Annotated in this window: 9 protein-coding genes, 2 tRNA genes and 1 pseudogene; 6 read left to right on the top strand and 6 right to left on the bottom strand. The window is 72.5% G+C overall.

Annotation, left to right across the window (positions count from 1 at the left end):
* Window positions 1-101: 101 nt before the first annotated feature.
* A tRNA-Gly gene (locus IDM29_RS10990) sits at window positions 102-172 on the bottom strand.
* Window positions 173-284: 112 nt separating this feature from the next.
* Here IDM29_RS10990 and IDM29_RS10995 point away from each other — a divergent pair.
* The 6 genes from IDM29_RS10995 (at window position 285) to IDM29_RS11020 (ending at window position 6,270) form a co-directional block, all read left to right on the top strand.
* Window positions 285-361 (top strand) — tRNA-Pro (locus IDM29_RS10995).
* 167 nt (window positions 362-528) lie between these two features.
* Window positions 529-1,923, top strand: coding sequence for a trigger factor (tig, locus tag IDM29_RS11000; protein ID WP_188037530.1), 1,395 nt, complete (start codon window positions 529-531; stop codon window positions 1,921-1,923).
* 225 nt (window positions 1,924-2,148) lie between these two features.
* A complete protein-coding gene (locus tag IDM29_RS11005; protein WP_304518621.1) occupies window positions 2,149-2,781 on the top strand; it encodes an ATP-dependent Clp protease proteolytic subunit in 633 nt (210 codons plus the stop codon).
* A 32-nt stretch (window positions 2,782-2,813) separates the two neighbouring features.
* Window positions 2,814-3,512, top strand: coding sequence for an ATP-dependent Clp protease proteolytic subunit (locus IDM29_RS11010; RefSeq protein WP_182113516.1), 699 nt, complete (start codon window positions 2,814-2,816; stop codon window positions 3,510-3,512).
* Window positions 3,513-3,651: 139 nt separating this feature from the next.
* Entirely contained in the window at window positions 3,652-4,929 is a 1,278-nt protein-coding gene (gene clpX / locus IDM29_RS11015; RefSeq protein WP_182113517.1) for an ATP-dependent Clp protease ATP-binding subunit ClpX, read from the top strand.
* Window positions 4,930-5,073: 144 nt separating this feature from the next.
* Window positions 5,074-6,270: a Vms1/Ankzf1 family peptidyl-tRNA hydrolase gene (locus IDM29_RS11020; RefSeq protein ID WP_188037531.1), complete on the top strand. Its 1,197-nt coding sequence runs from the start codon at window positions 5,074-5,076 to the stop codon at window positions 6,268-6,270.
* A gap of 51 nt (window positions 6,271-6,321) precedes the next feature.
* Here the strand turns inward: IDM29_RS11020 and IDM29_RS11025 are convergent, their stop codons facing one another.
* The 5 genes and pseudogenes from IDM29_RS11025 to valS all read right to left on the bottom strand — a co-directional run.
* Window positions 6,322-8,121, bottom strand: coding sequence for a long-chain fatty acid--CoA ligase (locus IDM29_RS11025; RefSeq protein WP_182113519.1), 1,800 nt, complete (start codon window positions 8,119-8,121; stop codon window positions 6,322-6,324).
* Between the two features lie 14 nt (window positions 8,122-8,135).
* Entirely contained in the window at window positions 8,136-8,924 is a 789-nt protein-coding gene (locus IDM29_RS11030; protein ID WP_182113520.1) for an amino acid ABC transporter ATP-binding protein, read from the bottom strand.
* Entirely contained in the window at window positions 8,921-9,769 is an 849-nt protein-coding gene (locus IDM29_RS11035) for an amino acid ABC transporter permease (RefSeq protein WP_220458024.1), read from the bottom strand. Before IDM29_RS11035 ends, IDM29_RS11030 begins: the two co-directional genes overlap by 4 nt.
* A gap of 40 nt (window positions 9,770-9,809) precedes the next feature.
* Window positions 9,810-10,604 (bottom strand): ABC transporter substrate-binding protein, encoded by a 795-nt coding sequence (locus IDM29_RS11040; protein ID WP_188037532.1) that lies wholly within the window; start codon window positions 10,602-10,604, stop codon window positions 9,810-9,812.
* A 136-nt stretch (window positions 10,605-10,740) separates the two neighbouring features.
* Window positions 10,741-11,055, bottom strand: a pseudogene (gene valS / locus IDM29_RS11045) (valine--tRNA ligase); the annotation flags it as partial.

An 11,055-nucleotide genomic window follows, 5' to 3' on the forward strand; every position in this document is an offset into this window, starting at 1 on the left:
GGGCGCCGGGGCGGGCGGCGGCGGGGGCGGGGGCGCGGGCATGGCGCCGAGGCTAGCGGTGGCGCCGCATTCGCGCGGGAGGCGGGCCGTGGGCCGGGCGGAGCGGGCGACGGGAATCGAACCCGCGTAGCCAGTTTGGAAGACTGGGGCTCTACCATTGAGCTACGCCCGCACGCTCCCGGACGGGAGCGGAGCCCAGGTTACAGGGACGGGCGAGGCCCGGGTGACGCGGGACGACGCGGCGGTCGGCAGTACGCTCGCGGTGCCGGACGCAGGCCGTCCGCCGGGATGTGGCGCAGGTTGGTAGCGCGTCCGCTTTGGGAGCGGAAGGTCGTGGGTTCGAATCCCGCCATCCCGACCAGTGCGGGCGAGGTGGCTGCGTGCGGCGGGTCGGGCGTGCCGTACGATCGACGGGCTGAGCGTGGCTCACGCACGCCTGCCCGCACACGCCAGGAGCCGCCGTCGAGCGAGCGCCTGCCTCCCGCCGGGGTCCCCCGGCCACCGTTCGAGCCGTTGGAGATCACTGCTGTGAAGAGCGCCGTCGAGACCATCGATGCCACCACGGTCAAGCTGACCGTCGAGGTGTCCCACGACGAGCTGAAGCCGAGCATCGACCACGCGTACGAGCACATCGGCTCGCAGGTCCAGGTCCCCGGCTTCCGCAAGGGCAAGGTCCCCGCCCGCATCCTCGACCAGCGCGTCGGACGCGCCGCCGTCATCGAGCACGCCGTCAACGACGGCATGGCCGGCTTCTACCGCCAGGCCGTCACCGAGGCGGACCTGCGGCCCATGGGCCAGCCCGACATCGAGGTCACCGCGATCCCGGCCCTGACCGAGGCCGAGGGCGGCCTCAGCTTCACGGCCCAGGTCGAGGTGCGCCCGACCATCGAGGTCCCCGCGCTCGACAGCATCACGGTCACCGTCGACGACGTCGCCGTGAGCGACGAGGACGTCGACGCCCGTCTCGACGCCCTGCGCGAGCGCTTCGGCACCCTCGTGGGCGTCGACCGGCCGGCCGCCGAGGGCGACTACGTCGTGCTCGACCTCGTCGCTTCGATCGGTGACGAGGAGGTCGACTCGGTCAGCGGCATCTCCTACCAGATCGGCTCCGGCAACATGCTCGAGGGCCTCGACGAGGCGCTGACGGGCCTGTCGGCCGGCGAGACGACGACGTTCGAGACGGAGCTCGCCGGTGGCGAGCACGCGGGCGAGAAGGCCCAGGTCAAGGTCACCGCGACGACGGTCAAGACCCGCGAGCTCCCGGCCGCGGACGACGAGTTCGCGCAGCTCGCGAGCGAGTTCGACACCCTTGCCGAGCTGCGCGACGACCTGCGCGAGCAGGTCGCCCGCACCAAGGCGTCCAACCAGGCCGTCCAGGCGCGCGACCTGCTCCTCGAGCAGCTGCGCGGCGGCGTCGAGATCCCCGTCCCGAACGGTGTGATCGAGGCCGAGGTGCACCGTCACCTCGAGAACGAGGGCCGGCTGGAGGACGACGAGCACCGCGCCGAGGTCGGCGAGCAGGCCCGCGAGGCGCTCGCCAACCAGATCCTGCTCGACACGCTCGCCGAGCAGCTGCAGGTCCGGGTCTCGCAGAACGAGCTCGTCGAGTACCTCGTGAGCGCGTCCCGCCAGTACGGCATGGACCCGAACACCTTCATCAAGACGGTCGACGAGCAGGGGCAGATCCCGGCCATGGTCGCCGAGGTCGGTCGCTCCAAGGCCGTCGCCGTCGCGCTGCGCCAGGTCTCCGTCGTCGACTCGGCCGGCGCGGCCGTCGACCTCTCGGAGTTCATCGGCACGGACGACGAGGACGCCGAGGAGCTGGACGTCGCCGACGAGGCCGTCGAGGACGGCCAGGACGCGGCCGAGGTCGAGTCCGAGGTCGAGGCCGACGCCACCGCCGAGGGCGACGCCAAGGCCTGACCGGCCCGTCGTCAGGACGCCTCTCACGCAGGCCCCGCACCGCGCGCGGTGCGGGGCCTGCGCGCGTCGGGAGGGCTCCGCCGCGGACCTCCGCCGTCAGCGAAAAGCGCGCGGCCCGGGGCGTGGAGGGACGGGGCGTCACGTTAGGGTCACTGCACACCGCGAAGGGGCCAGTGGTACCACCACGGCCACCACCGACGGACCTTTGGACGGACGAGGAGAGTCGTGAACGAGACGAGCCACGCAGCACCGCGCGACGCACGCGGTGACGGCCCGAACCTGGGCCTCAACGACCACATCTACAACCGGCTGCTGCGCGAGCGGATCATCTGGCTCGGGTCCGAGGTCCGCGACGAGAACGCGAACGCCATCTGCGCGCAGATGATGCTCCTGGCCGCGGAGGACCCGGACAAGGACATCTTCCTGTACATCAACTCGCCCGGCGGCTCGATCACGGCCGGCATGGCGATCTACGACACGATGCAGTACATCCAGCCGGACGTGGCCACGGTCGCGATGGGCATGGCCGCGTCGATGGGGCAGTTCCTCCTCTCCTCCGGTGCCAAGGGCAAGCGCTACGCGACCCCCCACGCCCGCGTGATGATGCACCAGCCCTCGGGCGGCATCGGTGGCACGGCGACGGACGTGCGGATCAACGCCGAGCTCATCCTGCACATGAAGAAGGTGCTCGCCGAGCTCATCGCCGAGCAGACCGGGAAGTCGGTGGAGCAGATCAACCGCGACTCGGACCGCGACCGCTGGTTCACGGCGCAGGAGGCCCTCGAGTACGGCTTCGTCGACAAGGTCGTCACCCACTCCGGGTCGGTCGCCGGCGGCGGCGGCACCACGAGCGCCTGACGCCCAGCCACCACCATCTCCGAGGAGCACCCGTGAGCACCGAGCACCAGTTCATCTCCCGCGCCGCGGCCCTGGCCGGGTCGCACGGCGGCCGCGCGCTGCCCTACGGCGCGCCGTCGTCGCGCTACGTCCTGCCGCAGTTCGAGGAGCGGACCGCGTACGGCTTCAAGCGCCAGGACCCGTACACCAAGCTCTTCGAGGACCGGATCATCTTCCTGGGCGTCCAGGTGGACGACGCGTCGGCCGACGACGTCATGGCCCAGCTGCTCGTCCTGGAGAGCCAGGACCCGGACCGCGACATCATCCTGTACATCAACTCGCCCGGCGGCTCCTTCACGGCCATGACGGCGATCTACGACACGATGCAGTACATCAAGCCGCAGATCCAGACCGTGTGCCTGGGCCAGGCGGCCTCGGCGGCGGCGGTCCTGCTCGCGGCGGGGTCCCCCGGCAAGCGCCTCGCGCTGCCGAACGCCCGCGTCCTGATCCACCAGCCGGCGATGGAGGGTGGCGGCTACGCGCAGGCGTCCGACATCGAGATCCACGCCAACGAGCTCATCCGCATGCGCGAGTGGCTCGAGGCGACGCTCGCCCACCACGCCGGCCGCGACGTCGAGCAGGTGCGCAAGGACATCGAGCGCGACAAGATCCTGTCGGCCGAGCAGGCACGCGAGTACGGTCTCGTGGACCAGGTCCTCGAGAGCCGCAAGGCGGCGGTCCTGCCCTCCTGAGGGTCTCCGCCCGCCCGGGACCACCCCGGGCGGGCGGCAGGACACGCCGCCTGACCTGTGCGTGCTGACAGGCGGCGCGCCGTGGTGTGCAATGGTCGACAGGAGCGGTCCGGGACGGACCGCGGGTGAGGAGAGCTCAGTGGCACGCATCGGGGACGGCGCCGACCTGCTGAAGTGCTCTTTCTGCGGGAAGAGCCAGAAGCAGGTCAAGAAGCTGATCGCCGGGCCCGGCGTGTACATCTGCGACGAGTGCATCGACCTGTGCAACGAGATCATCGAGGAGGAGCTCGCCGAGGCCACCGAGGTGGGCATGGTGGAGCTTCCCAAGCCCCGCGAGATCTTCGACTTCCTCGAGCAGTACGTCATCGGCCAGGGCCCCGCGAAGCGCTCGCTCGCCGTCGCGGTCTACAACCACTACAAGCGCATCCAGGCCGGTGAGCTGAGCCGGGTGGGCAACGACGCGGACGCCGTCGAGCTCGCGAAGTCCAACATCCTGCTGATCGGCCCGACGGGCTGCGGCAAGACGTACCTGGCGCAGACCCTCGCGAAGATGCTGAACGTGCCGTTCGCCATCGCGGACGCCACGGCGCTCACCGAGGCCGGGTACGTCGGCGAGGACGTCGAGAACATCCTCCTCAAGCTCATCCAGGCCGCCGACTACGACGTCAAGAAGGCCGAGACGGGCATCATCTACATCGACGAGGTCGACAAGATCGCCCGCAAGAGCGAGAACCCGTCGATCACGCGCGACGTCTCGGGCGAGGGTGTCCAGCAGGCGCTCCTGAAGATCCTCGAGGGCACGACGGCGTCGGTGCCCCCGCAGGGCGGGCGCAAGCACCCGCACCAGGAGTTCATCCAGATCGACACGACCAACGTGCTGTTCATCGTCGCGGGGGCGTTCGCCGGCCTGGACGAGATCATCACGTCGCGCGCCGGGCGCCGGGGGATCGGCTTCGGGGCCCCGCTGCACTCGGCGGACGACACGGACGTCTTCGGCGACGTCATGCCGGAGGACCTGCTCAAGTTCGGGCTGATCCCCGAGTTCATCGGGCGCGTGCCGGTCATCACCACGGTCTCGCCGTTGGACCAGGAGGCGCTCGTGCGGATCCTCACGGAGCCCCGCAACGCCCTGGTCAAGCAGTACCAGCGGATGTTCGAGATCGACGGCGTCGAGCTCGAGTTCACCCCCGACGCGGTGGAGGCGGTCGCCGACCAGGCGCTCCTGCGCGGCACGGGGGCGCGCGGGCTGCGGGCCATCCTCGAGGAGGTCCTGCAGCAGGTGATGTTCGACGTGCCCGGACGCGACGACGTCGCCCGGGTCGTGGTCACGCGCGAGACCGTGCTGGAGAACGTCAACCCCACGATCGTTCCCCGCGAGCCGGCACCCAAGCGGACCCCCCGCGAGAAGTCCGCCTGACGCACCGCACGACGAACGCCCCGCCCGGACGGCGGGGCGTTCGTCGTCTCCGGCGGTTGGCGTCGGGGCGGCGTTTGGGCGAGGGTGGAGGGGTCCGAGCCGGCGGCTTCGGCGCCGGCGTCCCAGACAGATCGTGAGGACCCGATGAAGCTCGACTCCCTCAAGCCCCTGATCCACCACGACGGCCCTCTGACCACCGTGTGCCTGGACGCCACACGCGGGGACGAGTCCGGCGACCGCGAGGTCCGCAACCGGTGGAACGGGATGCGACGGGCGCTCGAGCAGGAGGGTGCACCGGCACAGACCCTGGCGGCGCTCGAGGAGGCGGTGCTGCGGCCCACGCACGTCCCGGGGCGGCACGGGCGCTACCTCGTGGCGTCGGGCTCGCAGATCCTCGTGGACCGCGTGCTCGCCGAGCCGCCCGTGCGCGACGAGGCCTTCCACGACGGTGCGCCGTCGCTCGCCCCGGCGGTCGCGGCGGCCGACGAGGCCGTGCGGTACCTGCTCGTGGAGATCGACCGCCAGGGCGCCGACCTGGTCTGGTCCGACGCGGAGAGCCACGCGGCCGGTGACGTGCACGAGCAGGTCGAGGGCGGCCACGACGAGCTCCACAAGTTCAACGGCGGCGGGTGGGCCCAGCGGCGCTTCCAGATGCGCGTCCAGGACTCGTGGGAGCGCAACGCCGAGGCGGTCGCGACGGAGGTCGACAAGCTCGTCGCCGACCTGCGGCCCGAGCTGGTCCTGGTCACGGGCGACGTCCGGGCCGTGCCGCTGCTGCGTGACGCGCTCGGCCACGCCGCGAAGGAGCTCCTCGTCGAGGTGCCCGGCGGCTCACGGGCCGACGGCGTCAAGGAGGACGTCTTCGCGCAGCGCGTCCACGAGGTGCTCGAGGCGTACCGCGCCCGGCGTCGGGAGGCCGTCGCCGACCGCGTGCGCGAGGCGCTCGGCCGCGGGGACGGCGCGGTGACGTCGCTCGACGACGTCGTCGACGTGCTCCGCAAGGGGCAGGTCGACGAGCTCGTCGTCGTCCGCAACGCCGCCGGTGCGTCCGTCGCGCGGCTGGCGGAGCGGACCCTGTGGACCGGACCGGACCCGCTGCAGCTCGGCACCCGGCGCGACGACGTGCAGGCGCTGGGCGTGCCGGCGGACGAGGTCCGCGAGCTGCGCGCCGACATCGGCATGCTGCGCGCCGCCGTCGCGCAGGACGCCGGGTTCACCTTCGCCATGGAGGGCAGCCTCGAGCTCGTCGACGGCGTCGGGGCGCTCCTGCGCTGGAGCGACGCGGCGACGCCGCACGAGTCCGCGCCGAGCTACACGGGCGACACGCACCGGCGCCACTGAGTCCGAGCAGGACGCGTGCCCGCCCTCCGCGGGCGGGCACGCGGCGCTGGCTCAGCGGGTGTAGAGCGCCTCGATCTCGTCGACGTAGTCGCGCAGCACGAGGGCGCGCTTCACCTTGAGCGACGGCGTGAGGTAGCCGTTGGCCTCGGTGAAGTCGGTCGCCAGCACCGAGATCTTGCGGATCGACTCGGCGCGGGAGACCGCCTCGTTCGCCCGCGCCACGGCCCGGTCGAGCGCGGCGAGGACCGCGTGGCTGCGCGCGGCCTCGGCGGGGTCCATCGCGGGCAGCCCGTGCGACGTCAGCCAGCCGGGGAGCATCTCCGAGTCGAGCGTGACGAGCGCCCCGATGAAGGGCCGCTTGTCCCCGACCACGACGACCTGGCTCACCAGAGGGTGGGCGCGCAGGCGGTCCTCGAGGAGGGCCGGGGCGACGTTCTTGCCGGCCGCGGTGACGATGATCTCCTTCTTGCGACCGGTGATCGTCAGGTGCCCGTGGTCGTCGAGGCTGCCGAGGTCGCCCGTGCGGAACCAGCCGTCCACGAGCGCGGCGGCCGTGGCCTCCGGGTTGCCGTGGTACCCGCGGAAGATGTGGGGCCCGCTGAGCTCGATCTCGCCGTCGTCCGCGATCCGGATCGCGGTCCCGGGCATCGGGGGACCGACGGTGCCGATGACCGTCCTGTCGGGGCGGTTGACCGCCGTCGGCGCCGTCGTCTCGGTGAGGCCGTAGCCCTCGAGCACCCGCACCCCGACGCCGCGGTAGAAGTGTCCGAGGCGCTCGCCCAGCGGCGCACCGCCCGAGACGGCGTACTCGGCCGCGCCGCCGAGCGCCGCGCGGACCTTGCCGAGCACGAGGCGGTCGGCCAGCGCGTGCTGCGCCTTGAGCCGGGCGCCCGGGCCCCCCGGCGCGTCGAGCGCCCGCGAGTAGACGATCGCCGTCCGGGCGGCCCAGCGGAACGCCTTGAGCTTCACGCCCGTGCCGGCCTTCTGCTCGGAGGAGTTGTAGACCTTCTCGAAGACCCGCGGGACGGACAGCACGTACGTGGGCCGGAACGCGGCCAGGTCCGCCAGGAGGTTCTTGGTGTCCGGCGTGTGCCCGACGACGGCGCCCGAGGCCACCGACATCACCTGGATGAAGCGCGCGAACACATGCGCGAGCGGCATGAACAGCAGGGTGCGGGTGCCCGGCTTCGAGACGACGTCGCCCAGCCCGACGACGCCCTCGCGCGTGAGCGCGACGAAGTTGGCGTGGGTGAGCTCGACGCCCTTGGGGCTGCCGGTGGTCCCGGACGTGTAGATGATCGTGGCGACGTCGTCGCCGACGGTGGCCGCGGTGCGCCGGGCGACCTCCGCCTCGTCGCCGGCCCGGCCCTCCTCGCGGAGCGCCTCCAGGCCCCCCTCGTCGATGACCAGCACGCCCTCGAGGGCGGGCAGGGTGCCACGCACGGACTCGGTGGCGGCGGCGTGCGCCGTGGTCTCCACGACGGCCAGCCGCACGCCGGCGTCGGAGAGGATCCAGCGGATCTGCTCGGCCGACGACGTCTCGTAGACCGGCACCGGGACGGCGCCGACCGCCCAGACGGCGAAGTCGAGCAGCATCCACTCGTAGCGGGTGCGGCTCATGATCGAGACGCGGTCCCCGACCCCCACCCCGCGCGCGAGGAGCCCCAGGGCGAGGGCCGTGACCTGGTCGGCGAACGCGCGCGTCGTCACGGGCGTCCACGTCCCGCCCAGGCCCTGCTTGCGCTCGACGAGCGCGGTGTCGGGGGAGCGCTCCAGCCGCTCGGCGAGAAGGTCGGAGATCGACGTCGTCGGGTCGACGTCGGCGAGGCTGGGGCTGGCGCTCTCACGCACGGGGTTCTCCTGGGTCAGGCATCGGGGTGGCGGTGCGTGGGGTCGAGCACACGGGCGAGGAAGGCGCGGGTCCGGTCCTGGGTGGGTGCGCCGATGACGGCGTCGCCCGGTCCCTGCTCCACGACCACGCCGTCGTCCATGAACACGACGCGGTCGGCGACCTCGCGGGCGAACGCCATCTCGTGCGTCACCACGAGCATGGTCATGCCGGCGTCGGCGAGGTCGCGCATGACGGCCAGGACGTCCCCGACGAGCTCGGGGTCGAGGGCCGAGGTGGGCTCGTCGAAGAGCATCAGGGAGGGGTCCATGCTCAGGGCGCGGGCGATCGCCACGCGCTGCTGCTGCCCGCCCGAGAGCTGACCGGGCATCGAGCCGGCCCGGTCGCCGAGGCCCACCAGCGTGAGGTTGCGGCGGGCGATCTCCTCGGCCTGCGCCCGCGGCCGCCGCAGCACGCTGCGCTGGGCGAGCGTGCAGTTCTCGAGCACGGACAGGTGACCGAAGAGGTTGAACTGCTGGAACACCATGCCGACGTGGGTGCGGACCCGGTCGATGTCGACGTCGGGGTCCGTCACCTCGGTGCCCAGGACGCGCACCGTGCCGGACGTCGGCTGCTCGAGCAGGTTGACGCAGCGCAGCAGGGTCGACTTGCCCGAGCCGGACGGCCCGATGACGCAGACCACCTCGCCCTGGGCGACCTCCAGGTCGATGCCCCGCAGGACCTCGCGCTCCCCGAAGGACTTGTGCAGGTTCTCGATGGTGACGACGGGTGCGCCGGCGCCGCCCGCGGTGCTCTGGGTGCTCACACGTGCCCCTTGTGGCCGGTGGTGCGCTCGAGCCACCGCGTGAGCGAGCTGAGCGGGATGGTCAGGAGGAGGTAGACGAGGCCGACGGCGACGATCGACGTGAGCCCGCCGCTCGGGTCGCTCAGCGCGTTGCGCCCGACCTTGGTCAGCTCGTAGTCGCTCGTGGCCAGGCCGAGCGCGAACACCAGCGAGGTGTCCTTGAGCAGCAGGACCACCTCGTTGGTCAGCGGCGGCAGGACGATCCGGAACGCCTGCGGGATGACCACGCGCAGCATGGTCGCGGTGGGGGACATGCCCAGGCTCCGCGCGGCCTCGACCTGTCCCTTCGGCACCGCCTGGATGCCGGCCCGGAGCGTCTCCGCGATGTAGGCCGCCGAGACGAGCCCGAGCGCGAGGGCGATCTGGAGCACGACGGAGTCGAAGCGCACCTCGAAGGCGGTCGGGACCGCGTAGCCGAAGGCGAGCACGACCAGCAGCGCGGGGATCCCGCGGAAGAACTCGACGTACGCCGTGGCGAGGGCGCGCCAGACGCGCACCTCCGACAGCTTCATGAGCGCGAGCAGCAGGCCGAGGGCCAGGCCGACCGCGAACGCCGCGACCGTGTAGACGACCGTGTTGAGCGCCGCACGGGGTAGCAGCGGCGCGATGGCCCGCACCGCCTCGGGGTCCGCGAAGGCGGACGCGACCCGGCCCCAGTCGGCGGTCACGGCCACGAGCACGACCGCGACCGCCAGGAGGCTGTACTGCACCGTGCGCGAGATGCGGGCCCGCCGGCGCGGGCTCATGCGGGCCCGCCCGGCGAGCGGACCCGCGTCGCCCGCCACGCCGGACTGCTCGATGGTCATGCGGTGTCCCGTCGTTCTCGCGTTCGTGCCTGGCCGCCGGTCACTCGGCCGGGGCCGTGCCGATGTACTGCTCGTAGATCGTCGCGTAGGTGCCGTCCTCGCGGATGCGCTCGAGCGTGCCGTTGACGGCCTCGAGCAGGGCCGTGTTGCCCGTGCGCACGCCGATGCCGTACTGCTCGCCCGTCGGGAACGTCGCGGCGACCTCGAGGTCGCCGTCGGCGTACGGGCCCAGGACGGCGATGTCGTTGACGATCGCGTCCACCACGCCGGCGCGCAGCGCCTCGACCTGCAGGCCGAGGTCCTCGTACTGGCGCGTGGTCAGACCCTCCTCCGTGGCCCAGTCCTCGCCCGTCGTCGCCTGCTGCACGCCCACCGTGAGGCCCTTGAGGTCCTCGGCGGACGTCAGGTCGGCGCCGGCGGCGGTGAGCAGGCCCTGGTCGGCGTCGAAGTGCGGGTCGGCGAAGTCCAGCCGCTCCTCGCGCTCGTCGGTGATCGTGATGCCCGACGCGACGACGTCGCACTTGCGCGTCTCGAGGTCCTGGCCGGACTCGAGGCCCTCGAACGGCGTCGAGACGGTGGCGAGCTCCACGCCCAGGTCCATCGCGACCTCGCGGACGATGTCGACCTCGAGGCCGACGACCTCGCCGTCCTCCTCGTAGGTGAACGGCTCGTACGGCGGGTTGGCGCAGAGGGTCAGCGTCCCCTCGGAGACGAGCTGGATCTCGTCACTGCCCGCCCCGTCCATGGTGGCCTCGTTCGAGGCGGTGGAGCTGCACCCGGCGAGCGTGAGGGCGGCGGCGAGGCCGAGGAGCGCGGCGTGGTTCCGGCGCGGCATGGTCGTTCCTGTTCTGTGGGTGGTGCGATGCACGTGGAACTTTATACGCGCGCAAGCATGGCTATGCAGACGGAGGGCCTACTGTGACGAACGTCCCGCCCCTCGGCGGTGGTCGTCCGTGGTCACCGGGCGACGGTCACCGGGCTCGGCGCGCCTCGGCCTCACCGAGCTCGGCGTCCCGCACGCAGGTCAGCTCGATCGCGTCGTCGGGCGTCAGCGCGAGGTCGAGCGCGCGTCCGGCCGCGCGCACGTCGCCGAGCGCCGCGCGGACGTGGTCGACCTGCGCGGCCGGCACCACGAGCTCGGCGCGCAGGATCGGCGTCCGCATCGAGACCTTCGCCTCGGACTTGACCTTGCGCAGCGCGGCCAGGGCACGCCCGGCGGCGTCGAGGGCCGCGGGGTCGGCGTCGCCAGCCGCGTCGCGCAGCGGCCCGGCGACCGGCCACGGCGC

It is taken from the genome of Actinotalea sp. JY-7885 (assembly GCF_014525465.1).
GTDB lineage: Bacteria > Actinomycetota > Actinomycetes > Actinomycetales > Cellulomonadaceae > Actinotalea.